Raw genomic sequence first — 13,749 nt, forward strand, 5'->3', positions numbered from 1 at the left:
CGAGCACATGACCAGCGAGACGACACAGGAGCAAGGGATGGGCACATCGATCACCCGGGTCGGGTTCGTGGGACTCGGCGCCATGGGGGCCGGCATCGCGCGCCGGATCATGGACGCGGGCCACGAGCTCGTCGTCTGGAACCGCACCCGGTCGAAGGCCGACGACCTGCTGGCGGCCGGCGCCACCTGGGCCGACAGCCCGCGGGAGGTCGCCGAGCAGTGCGAGCTGGTCTTCACGATGCTGACCAACACCGCCGCGATCGAGGGCGCGGCCCGCGGCGACGACGGCCTGCTCGCCGGGCTCGGCGAGGGAAAGATCTGGTCGGACCTCAGCACGATCGCCCCCGACGCGAGCGTCGCGCTGTCCGAGGAGGTGGCCGCCACCGGCGCCCGCTACCTCGACACCCCGGTCTCGGGGAGCCCGGCGACGCTGGCCGCCGGGCAGATGTCGGTCATGGTCGGCGGCGAGCGCGCGGCGTACCTCCGGGTGGAGGAGGTGCTCCACGCGATCGGCCCGAAGGTGACCTACATCGGTCCCAACGGCCACGCGATCCTGACCAAGGTCGCGATCAACCTGTCGCTGGTGGTGTCGGTGACGGCGTTCGCGGAAGCGGTGACGCTGGTCGAGAAGGCCGGCGTCGACCGGGCAGCCGTGGTCGACGCGGCGCTGAAGAGCGTGATCGCGTCGCCGGTGATCGGCTATCGCGCGCCGCTGCTCGTCGACGACGACAACGTGTTCGCCGACGTCGAGCTCCAGCAGAAGGACCTGGTGCTGGCCCAGGACCTCGGGCGCCGCCTCGGCGCGATGGTGCCCACCTGCTCGGCCGCGAGCGAGATGCTCAGCGCGGCCCGCAGCAGCGACCTGTCCGATCGCGACTTCCTCGTCAGCGTCGCGGACGTCTACCGGAAGGCGGCGGGGATCCGATGACCACTCCCGACGAGGCGAAGCCTCCGTTCCGCACCACCATCGACGACGTCCCGCTCGAGCAGAACCTGCGCGAGGACGAGGGCTGGATCGACATGCAGGTGCAATACCTCATCAACTCCGAGCGCGGCGGGTCCGACGGACTGACGGTCGGCCGCACGGTGCTGCCGCCCGGCGCCCGCCACGACCGGCACTTCCACACCGACGCCGACGAGTTCCTGGTCGTGATGTCGGGGAAGGGGGAGATCCACACCAACGCCGGGCGCGAACCGTCGCAGGCGGGCGACGTGATCTTCACGCCGCGCGGCAACTACCACGGCTTCGTCAACACCGGCGACGAGGACGTGCTGCTGATCTGGGGCTGGAGCGGAGCCGGATCGCTGGCCGCCGCCGGCTACGGCATGCCGGGGCCCGACGAGTCCTTCGACGACCCGGCATGATCGAGACGTGAGCACCCTCGACCCACGCATCGCCGACGGTACGGCGCGCATGCTGGCGCGCCGCGACGCCGTGCTCGCCGACGGCGCCGAGCACCTGGGCTGGAAGCTCGGCTTCGGTGCCCCGGCGGCTCTGTCGAAGCTCGGCACGGACCGGCCCCTCGTCGGCTTCCTCGTCGACACCCTCGCCCTCGACGACGGCAGCACCGTCTCCCTCGAGGGCTGGACGAAGCCCGTCCTCGAGGCTGAGGTCGCCGTGCACGTCGGCGCCCCGCTCGGCGCCGGCGCCACCGCCGAGGAGGCCTTCGACGCCGTCGTCGGCTGGTCGGTGGCGATCGAGCTGGCCGACCTCGACCAACCACCCGAGGACATCGGCGAGATCCTGGCCGGCAACATCTTCCACCGCCACGTCATCGTGGGTCACCGCGTTCCGCCGCTGCTCGCCGGGCCGCACTTCGCCGTACGCCGTGACGGGGACGAGGTCGCCGCCACCGACGAACCGACCGCGCTCACCGGCGACCTCCCCACCGTCCTCGCCGCGGCTGCCGACACGCTCGCGTCGTGCGGCGCCGGAGGCCTTGCCCCCGGCGACGTCGTCATCACCGGCTCGGTCGTGCCTCCGATCGAGGTCGGCCCCGGACGGTGGACCGTCGAGGCCGTCGGCCTGGGACGGGTGTCGGTCGACCTGGCCTGAGCAGGCCAGTCACGCGCCGGAGGTGACCCAGGCCAGGGGCCGCTCCGGCGCATAGCTGCAGTAGGTCCCCGTATGGACCGAGGCGCGCAGGTGACGCCCGAGGCCGGGGTGCGCCTCCTCCACCCTCCGCAGCGCGTCGGCGACGCGTCGGTAGATCGCCTTGCGGGCCCGCTCGACCTCGTCGGGGAACACCCGCTCCCGTCCCCCCACGCCGTAGGACAGGGCCAGCTGCTTCACCAGCCAGTCGCGCTCCTCCTCCGTCCCGGGGCCGAGGTCAGCGTCCAGTGCCGCCAGGCGTCGGCGGTAGTCCGCGCGTGCCTGCCCATCGATGACTTCGTGGCGCGGCGCCGCACCGCTGCGGGGACCTTGCCGCTCGTCACCCGCTGTTCCTGACCAGAGGTCGAGGACGTGCCGCTCACGGCCGGGATCGGCCAGCAGCACCGCGAGGTCACGCATGCCCTTGCTGTCCCGCAGCCTGGTCGCCCTCCCCTCGAAGCGGAGCGTCCAGACGTCGCCGTCCCTCCGGAAGACGTGGTCCGGTGCGTCGGGCCGGGACGGCGTCTCGTCGTCCGCGCCGCCGCCTGCGAGGGTGAGCACCGCGACACCCTCACCTCCTGCCGGGGACGGGCGGCACCGTCGGCGAAGACGATCCCCGAGCCCGGAACGATGTCGCGCACGGTCGCGGTCGCGACCACCCGCCCGGGTGGCGCGTCCCGGAGCGCCGCGGTGACGACCGCGGCCGCCGGGCCGTCGATGCTGCTGCCGTCGATGTGACACTCCCCGGCGTGCACGGCGGCGCGCAGCTCCACCCCGCCGTCCCGGGCCGCGCGGACCGCCCCCAGCGCGAACCGGACTGCCCGGGTCGCGGAGTCGAACCGGGTCACGCGGCCACCCGTCGGGTCGGACACCTCGACGCCGTCGAACCGCCTGGCGTGGCGCGCCACGAGGCTCGCGGTGTCCGGGTCCTGCGCGTCGGTCGCCACCAGGGTGACCAGCCGGACGTCCGCAGCCGGTGGTGGGGACGGTGCCCCCAGAAAGGCCCGCATCGCTTCGACGATCGCGTCGGCGTCACCGACGTAGGGGAGGTGGTCGGCGCCGGGCACCTCGACGAGGCTGGCGTGGGTGATCCTGGAGGCGAGACGGCGGGCGCTGCTGGCGGGGACGATGGCGTCGTCCGACCGGTGGAGCACCAGCGTGGGCGCCTGGACGTTGGGGAGGATGTCGTCGAGGTCGTACTCGGTGGCGACACGCATGAACCGCACCACGGCGTCGCGGCTGAGCGAGAGCCGCTGCTGTCGTGCGAACCAGGCGAGGTAGTCGGAGTCGTCGACAGCCGAGGGCGCGATCAGCCGCACGTGCGCGGCTGCACCGTCGAGCGTGCCCCAGTGGCGGAAGACCGGCCCGAACGCGGCGTCGTACTGCTGGGCGTCCATGACGCCCCAGGGGTGTTCGGGGTCGCGGAGCAACCGCGACATCCCGCCGTAGAGAACGACGCGATCCGTCCGCTCCGGATGCATCGAGGCGAACATCGCTGCCAACGCGCACCCCTCGGACACCCCGAACAGCGAGGCTCGCTCAGAGCCGACGGCATCGAGGACCGCGAGGACGTCGTGCACCCGCTCCTCGAGCGTCGGCGCGAGATGACGGTCACCGCGGTCGGAGAGCCCGCAGCCGCGACGGTCGAACAGGATCAACCGGGTGAAGCCCGACAGCTGGCCGAGCATCCTCGCGAGGGACGGCTCCTCCCACTTGACCTCGAGGTGGGTCATCATCCCGTAGGCCCACACGAGGTCGACCGGACCGGAGCCCACCGTCTGGTAGGCGATCTCGGCGTCTCCGGCTCGGGTGTAGCGCGTCTGCGGTGTCGGCAAGTCGATCGTTCTCCCGTCGCATCGTGGCACACGTGCCGCCGCGACGGCTGCCGTCGCACCGCGACGGCCGGCGTAGCGCCTGCCTGGTGACTCCATCGTCGACCCGAGGAGATGGACCGTGGACGCCACCTGTTGTCCGGTGTGCGGCTCGCTCGCCGAGATCCTCCGCCGCGACGTGCTGGAGAGCACCGACGGACCCGTCGAGCACGCCCAGGTCCGCTGCGTGGCGGACCACTTCTTCTACCTGCCGGTGTCGAGCCTTGACCTGCGACCGGACCCGGCCAGCAGACCTGACCTCGCGCCCGGCACCGTGGAGGAGGCGAGGCAGAACCACCGATGAGTCCCGCCGCGTTCCGCGGTCTGCCCCCATCGTGCGTCGGTCGACGGCCGGCACGACCCGAGGACGAGACGATCACGGAGGCGACATGACCCAGCTGGTCCGCTGGCACACGCTGATGAGCCTGGACGGCTTCATCGCCGGCCCGCACGACGAGATGGGGTGGGCGCTCGGGGCGCAGCTCGGATCGGGCGAGACCGTCGACGAGATCGTGGGGTCGACCGGCGCGCTGCTCGTGGGGCGACGGACCCAGGACGTCGAGGACCGCGATCAGCCGGGCTTCTACGGCGGCGCGTTCAGCGGCCCTTTCTTGGTGCTCCGTCACCACCCGCCCGTCGATCCCCCTGTGGTGAAGGGCGTGACCGGGCGGTTCCTCGACGTCGGGATCGTGGAGGCTGTCGCCATCGCGAAGGAGGCTGCCGGCGGCGCCGACGTCGGCGTGCTCGGCGCAGCAATCGCCCGACAGTGCCTCGAGGCAGGACTGCTGGACGAGGTGGTTGTGCACGTGGCTCCGGTGCTTCTCGGTGACGGCGTCCGGCTCTTCGAGAGCCGCAACACCCCGGCTGTCGGTCTCCACCTCGTCTCGGCCACCCGGGACGGAGACCTCACCGCGTTGCGCTACACGCTCTAACCGGGAACGCGCCAGACACGTTTCTCGCGGGGCACCAGCCCGGGTCGGGTCGGGTCGGGTGCCGCTCACTCGCAGCCAAGATCCGTCCCTTGCCGGACGTGCGACGTACGCGGCGGAATGGGCTAGGTCCTGCCGATCCGGTGATGCATGCGGTCGATGGGAAGCGACGGCCGCCGGCCGATTGCTCGCGGCTGTCTACGTCAGGCGTTCTTGGCTCGAACCACCATGACTCAGTAGATCGAGGAAGGCGCCCATCTCACGGCCGCCCGCATCCAGCATGGAGTTGTCCAGGAACCAGCCATTCCAGTCGGGGATCGCCTTCTTCTGCCCGTACGTCGCGTCCCGAGTTGTGGATCGGAATGTGGCCCGACCCGTCGAGTGATCAACGATGCCGATCTTGCGCCAGTGGTTGCGTCGAAACGGGTCTTGCGTCACGACGAACTCGACGTCCCTACTCCAGCGGTCCTCGGGGAGGCGTATCTCCAGCCAGTACTTGGAGCGCATCTCCGGTGTCATGGAGCAAGAGAAGAGGACTTCGGGACGGACAGTCGTGCCTGGGTCGCTGGCGAAGGGGCGCTGACCGTCCAGCTCGCTGAGCATCGTAATCGCGAGCTGCGAACTGATGGTCCATGGTTCGCCGTGATGCATGTAGAAGCGGCGATTACTTCCACCGGGTGCGAGCCGCGTCCTCCAGGACATCGTTGTCCACGACTCTGTAGAGGTACTTCGAGCGTGGCTGACCAACGACACCTCGATCCCGTTGGTGTCCACTCCGTCGACCCTGGAGTCCGTCTCGCTGTAGCCCATAGCATTCACCTCTCAAGTTGACCCGTCGAGGCCTTGAGCGAAAGCGCCCCCAGCCGCGGTCCTGCTGGCTCCACCCGTGGGCCCGTCGTCATTCGGCCAAAGCCAGATGCGCCTGACGACTGCCATAAGCAGATCCTGCCCCACGATTGGGCCCGGAATGGACCACTCAGCGTCAGCCACCGCGGACCCCGCGCATCATCACTGGGCTCGTGACGGCACCGATGAGTCGCGGCGGAAAGACGCGCAGTGTCGCGGGAGCCCGTCGCCGAGAGTTGGCTACGTTCCTAGGAGGTTCCGAAGTTCGTCGCTGCCACGTTTGACGCGGTAGTCGCTGAGGATCCGTCGGCTCGGTGCCTTTGAGAGCGCGGCTCGGTCTAGCAGCACGCACAACAGAGCGACCTGTGCCGACCACGAGAGCAGCCGAAGCTCCTCCGGATCGCGAGCGAACGACGGATTGTGTTTGACACTGTTGTACGTGTCCTGGACGCGTGCGCCCCAGGTCGAATAGTCGCCGACAAGGTCGAGGAATGGTTTCCCCACGCGTCTTGCGAGGGCTTCGGCGGGGGTCGGCGCGGTCGCCTTCTTCGCCCACGCTGCCCCGGCCTTGCGGTGCGCGGCGACGTAGATCTCGGTGGCAGCGGCCAACTCCAGCAGTCGAGCCGGTTGGCGGGATCCGCCATAGCGATGACCGGACGAGACGGACTTGGCCACGTCGGGAAACTGGTCGCGAAGCGTTAACCAGCGGCGCAGGCCAGCTGAGCCGCCGATGTCGGCGAGCTGGAACAGCGGCGTGGATCCCTGCCGGCCTGATACGCCGGCACTATGAGGCGGCTGGACCATGGTGTCCTGGAGCCACAGATAGGAGCGTTCTGAGGAGGCACCGTCAACGAGCGCTCGTCCGGACTGGGCCGGGACAAATCGATCGTAGGTCACGTTCAGCAAGTCTTGGATGCCAACAAGGAGGTGTCTGAACTGGCTAAACGGACGTGGACGCTTGACCGTCAGAGTGATCGAGAGACCTGTGCTCAGATTTGTAGTCGACCCGCTGTTGGAGGTCGACCAGTCAGGCTCTAGTACAAGCTCGTAAGGGCCGTACTTCCCGCCGTTCGCTGCAGGGTCGGCCTTCAGCGTGAACTGCGCTTCCGTGACCAGATGCGTGAGCGGGTCAGCCTTGAACTCTGTATGCAACGTCGAGAGGGCGGCGAACTCCAAGCCTTCAGCGAAGACGAGTGAAGCTGACACCAGCTTGCTACTGCGAGCCGAGTGCAGGTCGACGCCGCTGATGAGCGATCGAGCCCGGTAGCGTCGAACCGACGCTTTGGAACCACCGAAGTGTCCCGTGCGGCCGGCGCTCATCAGGTCCGGGATCAGGATCCCGGCCTTCTCCGTAGAGCCGAACAACGCCATCGGCCGCGACGAGCTGTGCATAGTTATGCCCGGGAGAACTTCGGTCTCGTCTAGAGCTCGGACCTGCACGAACGAATCAGGCGCCTGAGCGATGTAGCCGCGTTCAACGATCGCATCATCGAGATCGACCCGGTGGTCCTCCTGCGGCCAGAAGAAGCCAACGTTACCTTCGAGGATCTCACTGCTCGGGTCCGTCGCCATCGTGTTGTAAGCGTAGGTTTCCGTGGTTCCCAACTACCGCAGGACTCGCGGCGGATAGACACGACATGGCAAGGCGCGCTCGGCTGGCTGATCTACGTCTCAGCCACCCGACGCGCGACCCACGAGTCCACCGTCGTGGCCGATGGTTCACTCGGCAGACGCGTCCGCGGCTGAATCGAAGCGTCCTTCGACCGGTATGGCGGAGCCTTCAGCCGCGGTGGCGGTCGTGGCCTGCCGCAACGTCTCCTCCACGAGATCGTGAAGGAACAGCTTCATCAAGTGATCGTCGCCCGACATCTGGTTCCCCGCCGCGAGGTTGTAGTCGACGACAAGACCATCAGTCGGCAATTGAGACCGGGGCTTGCCCGGCAGTTGCAACGGGATGCCATACCGAAGACCAACCGCCACCGTCAGCAGCCGCGCGGTGCTGCCGTTGTGATCGACGAATGGGTGAATGCGCACCCACTGGCCGTGAATCCACGCACAGACCGCGAGCACGTCCTCGTACACGTCTTCGACCGATTCGCCGTTCGCGATCCGCGCGTCCAGCGCGTCCAGCCGGCGGTCGAGTTCGGCGAATGCAGCCGTGACCTCCCCACGGACGCGCGCGGGTGGCGTACCAAACACGCCACCCACATGCACCGGGCAGTTGGCCAGTCGAGAATTCGGTGGACCCTGCCCTCGGTACCGCCCCGCAACCCACGGCTCGGCGAGCGGGACACCCTCCAATGACGCTGCATGCCACGCACGGACCCCGTCCGAAGTCGGCCGCACCATGTCTAGGGCTGAATCGGCAACCTCCGCCTCAATCCCCTTGAAGTTGCTGGTGATCCGCGGCTTGAACTTCTCGGCATCCCAGGGAAAAGGAGTAGGGCCGCGACGGTTGTGCCCGCCGCGGCCTCCACCCGCATTCTTTCCTCGATTTCCGCGTGGGTTCCCGCGGCGAGGGTTGTGGCCCTTAGCCGGCGTCATCTTCCTGAACTGGCCCAACGAACTCTCCGTCCCGGGAGGACTCGAGTTGTCGTTGAACCACCTCCCCGTCCCGGTCCGTCACAGCCGCAAGCAGTTGCTGGCGCGACAGGTTTGCAAGCCCTGCGGGAGCTATCGGCGGCTCTGGTGCCAGCTGCCGGCGTACCCGCGCTTCAAGCGCAACTAGACGAGCCTCGTCCAGCGGCTCCAACCACCTCTCGTCATGCAGCACGTGCCGCGCCTCCTCGGCGCCGACCGCGCCCACGAGCAGCCCGACGGACGTGCGGAATCGCAGGAGCCGGCCCGCCTTACCGGGGCGCACCGCGGCGGTCGGATTCCGGCGCCAGAACGCCCTCGTTGAGGGCGACAGGCCGACAACCGCGACGATGTCGTCCAGTGGCATGTTGAGCCACCCCTGCAGTTGGTCCAACGCCTCTGTGCCGGGGTGGACACAGCGATCGGTACCAACCGCGTGAGGCTTCGCGGCGCGCGAACGCGTGAGAACGCCCGCAGCGGTCGATGCCGCCCTCGATGCCGCCGAAGATGCCGCCGCCACAGCCTCCTGGGCACGCGCCGCGAACCGCAGGTGCTGGTCGCGTGCCAGCTCAGCCTCGACGCGGGAGACGACCGACAGAGAATGCTGAAGCAACGCCTCAAGCGCCTCCGAGCGGTGTGTCCGCACCATCGGCAACGTTACATACGTGGCATCCTCTGTCCACGAGAACGGCTTCCGAAGCAGCAGGTCGCTGCTCGACGGAGCCGGCGTCCCAGCAGTCGTGCTGCCCATCAACGTCGTCATAACAAGTCCTTCCCCCGAACATGCCCCCCAGCAGCTTCACTGCCACGAAGGTGGTTGAGCATCTCAGGCGTGACGAGCTCCTGGAAGAGCGCCACGCCGCAACCGTTCAGCCGCTCGAACAGCGCGACAACGTCGTCGACCGCCCAAACCGCCTGCGGCTCTGAGAACGTGTCAATGTCCAGCAAGAACGCCGGACGATCCTCGTTCTCAACCGGCCCCGAGCGCACGCCGCTGCGCACACCTTGACCCGATTCCACCAACATCTGCTGCGAGTACGCGAGCGCCCCCTCGAGCAGCCACTCATCACCTGCGGGACCCGCCAACGAGCCGCGAATCCAGCGATCCCATCCACATGTCGCCACGGGCGCTCCTGCTGCAAGCTCCACCGGCGGCTTAAGCACGTTCACGAATCGCAGGCCAGCACGCATCACCGTCACCGGCGCCAGCGCATCGCTAACAGCACCAAGTACCTCGCCCCAAACCGGTCGGAAGTCCTCTGCGTAGCTGCGGAACGAAGGCGTCTCGAGCGATACCCACTCTGGCGTCACCGTCGCCTGCCATTGACCATCCTCAGCGGACAATTGCATCCCGTGCTGCACCTGAGGCGGCACCGTTACACCCGGACCGATGACGATGTCAGTCGACATCAGAGGCGCGACCCGGCTTAGATCGACAGCTACCGTTTCACGCAAGCGATGCTGTATAGCCGCGACGACCTCCGCGGTCACTTCCGCGCGCACTGGCGAGTACCGCGCCTGCGCTACCACGAGCGGCAGCGCAGGCGACGGAAGCGGGGAGTGGTCGGCCTGGGGAAGTTTCAGCATCAAGTGTCGTCTCTCTCGCGCTCAACTATAGCCGTACTGTAGCCATACTCACAGTCCGGGTCGCCCGAACCTCGAACCAATCACACGCGTGTCGGATCGTCAGTTCGACCGAAGTCAGTGTCGCCGGGGACGGCCGGGCCGGGGAGTGGTGAGAGAGCGCCGTGTTCGGTAACGCCGGGCATTCCCGGTGCCCCATTCTGGGCGGATCGTCGTAGGTCTGAAGAGCCACTTGTTGCTCACAAGTGAGCCTTCGTGCACCACCTTCCACAGCCGGAATCGGGGACCTTCCGCCTGACGTCGAGCAGGCAGAGACTTCTTTCTGGGGTCGCAACCAGAGGTGAGGGGAAGGCCGTGGAGGGACCGGTGAACCAGGCGCTGGCTTCGCTGCGCACGGCGCTGGACGACCTCGGCGACCTGCGCCTCTCGACCGTGACGGAGGGCGAGGTGGTCGAGCTGGTCGACGCGCTCACCGAGGCCCAGTCCCGGCTCACCTCGTCGCTCGGTCGCTCACTCCGGGAGGCCGATCGGCGGCGAGTGGGCGATGCGATCGGCGCACGCACCACCGGTGGCTGGTGGGCGCACCGCAGTCGGGTCACCCGCGGTGAGGCCGGGAGGGTCTGCGGCCTCGCTGAGCGTCTCGACACCGACCTCCACGAGCCGGTCGCCGACGCCCTCTTAGACGGGTGGCTGCGAGTCGACCAGGCCGACGTCATCACCCGGGCCGTCGACGCGCTGCCCGCTGACCTCGTCGACCTGCCCATCCGCAGAGAGGCTCGCGACTCCCTGCTCGCCCACGCGCGCGAGCACGACGCCCGCGCGCTACGCATCCTCGGCAAGCGGGTGCTCGACGTCGTCGCACCCGACGTCGGCGAGAAGCACGAGCAGCGCAAGCTCGAGGAAGAGGAAGCCCGCGCCCTCGCGACCGCCTCCTTCACCCTCATCGACGACGGGCACGGGCGCTGCCACGGCCGGTTCACCCTCCCCACCCTCCACGGCCGGCTGCTCAAGGAGCACCTGCACGCCCTCGCCTCACCGCGTCGCCACCAGACTTCGGGCGAGACCCCGCGACCCGCTCCACTCGCCACTCCCCTGGCGCTCGGCCAGGCGCTCATGGAGTACGTCGAGTCCTACCCGGTCGACAAGCTCCCGGCCTCTGCCGGCACCGGGCTCTCTCTCACCGTCACGCTCGACCTCGACACCCTCGTACGAGGCGTCGGAGCTGCGTCCCTCACCACCGGCGAGCGAATCTCAGCCAGCGAGGCACGACGGCTCGCCTGCCGCGCCGGGATCGTGCCCGCAGTGCTCGGCAGCGCCTCCGAGACGCTTGACCTCGGCCGCACCGCACGACTCTTCAGTCCCGCCCAGCGCCGGGCGCTCGTCCTACGCGACCGAGGCTGCACGGCAGACGGTTGCGGGCTGCCGCCCGGCCTCTGCCACGCCCACCACGACCAGCCCTGGTCACGCCGAGGCACCACCGACCTCACCAACGGCCGGCTCCTCTGCCCGCGCCACCACCGACTCGCCCACGACCCTCGCTATCGCATGGAGACCGCGGCCGACCACACCGTCACCTTCCATCGGCGTACCTAGGCCGACCGCCTACACCTCGACGACCTCACCGTTGACAGGGAGCCGGCCACCGAAGGTGATGGGCACCGCCGCCGCGTCCTCGACCTCGGCCCGGTCGACCGCCTGGACGTGCACGTGCGGCTCCGTGCTGTTGCCCGAGTTGCCGCACCGCCCCAGCACATCCCCCACCCCGACTCGGTCGCCGTGCGCCACCTCGGCGCTGCCCTGCTGCAGGTGACACAACGCCACCACGACTCCCCCGCCTGTCCGCAGCAGCACGTGGTTGCCGGCCAGCGCCTCCCACCCAGCAGCCGCACGCCGGCCCTGCGTCAGGGCGTAGCCCACTGACGGCAGGCCGCGGAAGGCGTCGTGGTCGGGAACCGCGTCGAGCACCCCGACCACCGTGCCCGCGACCGGCGCCAGCACCGGACGCCCGTACCCCGGGAACGCATTCGGAGCCTCCGGGCGCACCAGCGTCCGCCACGTGACCGACGCCGTCCGCCCCGACTCGTCGACCGGCACGAAGTCGATCGCGTGGGACGCCGCGAACCTCGCCGTGCCGTGGCTCGGCACCCGGTCGGCCGGACTGTTCTGCACCAGCCAGCGACCCTCGAACGGGTACGCCAGGTCGAGCGGTGCCATGACGACCATGGTGCCTGCCGGACGATGTGGGCCGGCCGCGATCTGGGAGGTAGTTTCGGTCGGTGCCCGACACCCGCCCCCGCCGTACCTTCGCCGTCATCAGCCACCCCGATGCCGGCAAGTCGACCCTCACCGAGGCGCTCGCGCTGCACGCGCGGGTCATCAACGAGGCGGGCGCGGTCCACGGCAAGGGCGACCGCCGGGCGACGGTGTCGGACTGGATGGCGATGGAGAAGGCCCGCGGCATCTCGATCACGTCAGCGGCGCTGCAGTTCACCTATCGCGACCACGTCGTCAACCTCGTCGACACCCCCGGCCACAGCGACTTCTCCGAGGACACCTACCGGGTGCTCTCGGCCGTCGACTCCGCGGTGATGCTGGTCGACGCCGGCAAGGGGCTCGAGCCGCAGACGCTCAAGCTGTTCCGGGTCTGTGCCCTGCGTGGCATCCCCGTCATCACCGTGATCAACAAGTGGGACCGCCCCGGCCTGTCGGCGCTCGAACTGATGGACCTGATCCAGCAGAAGATCAACCTGCGCCCCACGCCCCTCACGTGGCCGGTCGGCGAGGCCGGCGACTTCCGGGGCGTCCTCGACCGGCGTACGGGTGACTTCGTGAAGTACACCCGCACCGCCGGCGGCGCCACCCGCGCCCCCGAACGCCGGCTCGCGGCCGACGAGGTCGGGGACGACGACCGCCATCTGTGGGAGGCCGCCGCGGAGGAGCACGAGCTGCTCACCCTCGACGACGCCGACCACGACCAGGAGCGCTTCCTCGCCGGGGAGACCACGCCGGTGATGTTCGCTTCGGCGCTGCAGAACTTCGGCGTCGCCCAGCTCCTCGACCTGCTGCTCGACCTGGCGCCCGACCCCGGGGCGACCACCGGCGTCGACGGCTCGGTCCGCGAGGTCTCCGACGAGTTCAGCGCCTTCGTCTTCAAGGTGCAGTCCGGGATGAACCGGGCGCACCGCGACAGGCTGGCCTACGCCCGCGTCGTCTCCGGCACCTTCGAGCGCGGCATGGTCGTCACGCATGCCTCGACCGGCAAGCCGTTCGCGACCAAGTTCGCCCAGGCGGTCTTCGGCCGCGACACCACGGTGGTGGAGACGGCCGAGCCGGGCGACATCATCGGATTCGTCAACGCCCAGTCGCTCCGGGTCGGCGACACCGTCTATGTCGGCGACGCCATCGAGTACCCGCCCGTGCCGAGCTTCGCCCCCGAGCACTTCGTCACCGCGACGGCCGGCGACATCAGCCGCTACAAGCAATTCCGCCGCGGAATCGAGCAGCTCGACCAGGAGGGCGTCGTGCAGGTCTTGCGCTCGGACCTCCGCGGCGACCAGAGCCCCGTCCTCGCCGCCGTCGGACCGATGCAGTTCGAGGTCGTCGAGGACCGGATGGTCAACGAGTTCAACTCCCCCATCCGGTTCTCGCCGCTCAACTACCAGGTCGCCCGGATCACCGACGCCGCCGGCGCCGCGGCACTCGCCGGCATGCGCGGCGTCGAGGTCCTCCAGCGCAGCGACGGCACGCCCATGGCGCTCTTCGTCGACGAGTGGCGGGCCAAGGTCACCGCGCGCGACAACCCCGAGATCATGCTCGAGGCCCTGCCGGCCGGCGGGTCCTGACCGTCGGG

At 69.2% G+C, this 13,749-nt stretch carries 15 protein-coding genes; 7 read left to right on the top strand and 8 right to left on the bottom strand.

The genetic code is table 11. The annotated features are described in order from the left end of the window. The first annotated feature begins 7 nt into the window (after nt 1–7). The 3 genes from ABD091_RS07775 to ABD091_RS07785 are packed head-to-tail and all read left to right on the top strand — an operon-like array spanning nt 8 to nt 2,056. Nucleotides 8–928, top strand: coding sequence for an NAD(P)-dependent oxidoreductase (locus ABD091_RS07775; protein WP_343917072.1), 921 nt, complete (start codon nt 8–10; stop codon nt 926–928). Further along, the gene (locus tag ABD091_RS07780) at nt 925–1,365 is read left to right on the top strand and encodes a cupin domain-containing protein (protein WP_343917074.1); all 441 of its coding nucleotides are present in this window, start codon (nt 925–927) and stop codon (nt 1,363–1,365) included. The genes ABD091_RS07775 and ABD091_RS07780 overlap by 4 nt, the downstream gene beginning before the upstream one ends. 7 nt (nt 1,366–1,372) lie before the next feature. Continuing rightward, nucleotides 1,373–2,056 carry a fumarylacetoacetate hydrolase family protein gene (locus tag ABD091_RS07785; protein WP_343917076.1) on the top strand — a complete coding sequence of 228 codons (684 nt, stop codon included), beginning with the start codon at nt 1,373–1,375 and terminating at the stop codon, nt 2,054–2,056. Between the two features lie 9 nt (nt 2,057–2,065). Here ABD091_RS07785 and ABD091_RS07790 read toward each other — a convergent pair whose 3' ends face one another. Next, entirely contained in the window at nt 2,066–2,293 is a 228-nt protein-coding gene (locus ABD091_RS07790; RefSeq protein ID WP_343917078.1) for a hypothetical protein, read from the bottom strand. Then, nucleotides 2,290–3,927, bottom strand: a complete 1,638-nt coding sequence (locus ABD091_RS07795) for an alpha/beta fold hydrolase (RefSeq protein ID WP_343917080.1) — start codon at nt 3,925–3,927, stop codon at nt 2,290–2,292. Before ABD091_RS07795 ends, ABD091_RS07790 begins: the two co-directional genes overlap by 4 nt. Before the next feature lie 118 nt (nt 3,928–4,045). On the opposite strand from ABD091_RS07795, the gene ABD091_RS07800 reads away from it, so the two are divergent. Further along, a complete protein-coding gene (locus tag ABD091_RS07800; protein ID WP_343917082.1) occupies nt 4,046–4,267 on the top strand; it encodes a hypothetical protein in 222 nt (73 codons plus the stop codon). Nucleotides 4,268–4,352: 85 nt separating this feature from the next. After that, nucleotides 4,353–4,895, top strand: coding sequence for a dihydrofolate reductase family protein (locus ABD091_RS07805; protein WP_343917084.1), 543 nt, complete (start codon nt 4,353–4,355; stop codon nt 4,893–4,895). Nucleotides 4,896–5,090: 195 nt separating this feature from the next. Here ABD091_RS07805 and ABD091_RS07810 read toward each other — a convergent pair whose 3' ends face one another. The 5 genes from ABD091_RS07810 to ABD091_RS07830 form a co-directional block, all read right to left on the bottom strand. Further along, entirely contained in the window at nt 5,091–5,666 is a 576-nt protein-coding gene (locus ABD091_RS07810) for a hypothetical protein (protein ID WP_343917086.1), read from the bottom strand. A 312-nt stretch (nt 5,667–5,978) separates the two neighbouring features. After that, on the bottom strand, nt 5,979–7,310 hold the full coding sequence (locus tag ABD091_RS07815) for an ApeA N-terminal domain 1-containing protein (protein WP_343917088.1): 1,332 nt from the start codon (nt 7,308–7,310) through the stop codon (nt 5,979–5,981). Between the two features lie 147 nt (nt 7,311–7,457). After that, nucleotides 7,458–7,937, bottom strand: a complete 480-nt coding sequence (locus ABD091_RS20230; protein ID WP_379189419.1) for a Fic family protein — start codon at nt 7,935–7,937, stop codon at nt 7,458–7,460. A gap of 331 nt (nt 7,938–8,268) precedes the next feature. After that, nucleotides 8,269–9,078, bottom strand: a complete 810-nt coding sequence (locus tag ABD091_RS07825) for a hypothetical protein (RefSeq protein WP_343917090.1) — start codon at nt 9,076–9,078, stop codon at nt 8,269–8,271. Further along, on the bottom strand, nt 9,075–9,902 hold the full coding sequence (locus ABD091_RS07830; protein ID WP_343917092.1) for a TIGR04255 family protein: 828 nt from the start codon (nt 9,900–9,902) through the stop codon (nt 9,075–9,077). The genes ABD091_RS07825 and ABD091_RS07830 overlap by 4 nt, the downstream gene beginning before the upstream one ends. 351 nt (nt 9,903–10,253) lie before the next feature. Between ABD091_RS07830 and ABD091_RS07835 the strand changes: the two genes are divergently transcribed. Continuing rightward, the gene (locus ABD091_RS07835) at nt 10,254–11,492 is read left to right on the top strand and encodes an HNH endonuclease signature motif containing protein (protein ID WP_343917094.1); all 1,239 of its coding nucleotides are present in this window, start codon (nt 10,254–10,256) and stop codon (nt 11,490–11,492) included. A 9-nt stretch (nt 11,493–11,501) separates the two neighbouring features. Here the strand turns inward: ABD091_RS07835 and ABD091_RS07840 are convergent, their stop codons facing one another. Further along, nucleotides 11,502–12,113, bottom strand: coding sequence for a M23 family metallopeptidase (locus ABD091_RS07840; protein WP_343917096.1), 612 nt, complete (start codon nt 12,111–12,113; stop codon nt 11,502–11,504). Between the two features lie 62 nt (nt 12,114–12,175). On the opposite strand from ABD091_RS07840, the gene ABD091_RS07845 reads away from it, so the two are divergent. Further along, nucleotides 12,176–13,741 carry a peptide chain release factor 3 gene (locus ABD091_RS07845; protein WP_343917098.1) on the top strand — a complete coding sequence of 522 codons (1,566 nt, stop codon included), beginning with the start codon at nt 12,176–12,178 and terminating at the stop codon, nt 13,739–13,741. Nucleotides 13,742–13,749: the final 8 nt, after the last annotated feature.

The organism is Nocardioides aestuarii (genome assembly GCF_039527245.1).
Classification (GTDB): domain Bacteria; phylum Actinomycetota; class Actinomycetes; order Propionibacteriales; family Nocardioidaceae; genus Nocardioides; species Nocardioides aestuarii.

Excerpts from the sequence above, each read along its gene's own strand:
- ABD091_RS07775 (WP_343917072.1), top strand. The coding sequence starts at position 8 with ATGACCAGCGAGACGACACAGGAGCAAGGGATGGGCACATCGATCACC.
- ABD091_RS07780 (WP_343917074.1), top strand. The coding sequence starts at position 925 with ATGACCACTCCCGACGAGGCGAAGCCTCCGTTCCGCACCACCATCGAC.
- ABD091_RS07805 (WP_343917084.1), top strand. The coding sequence starts at position 4,353 with ATGACCCAGCTGGTCCGCTGGCACACGCTGATGAGCCTGGACGGCTTC.
- ABD091_RS07815 (WP_343917088.1), bottom strand. The coding sequence starts at position 7,310 with ATGGCGACGGACCCGAGCAGTGAGATCCTCGAAGGTAACGTTGGCTTC.
- ABD091_RS07825 (WP_343917090.1), bottom strand. The coding sequence starts at position 9,078 with ATGACGACGTTGATGGGCAGCACGACTGCTGGGACGCCGGCTCCGTCG.
- ABD091_RS07830 (WP_343917092.1), bottom strand. The coding sequence starts at position 9,902 with ATGCTGAAACTTCCCCAGGCCGACCACTCCCCGCTTCCGTCGCCTGCG.
- ABD091_RS07840 (WP_343917096.1), bottom strand. The coding sequence starts at position 12,113 with ATGGCACCGCTCGACCTGGCGTACCCGTTCGAGGGTCGCTGGCTGGTG.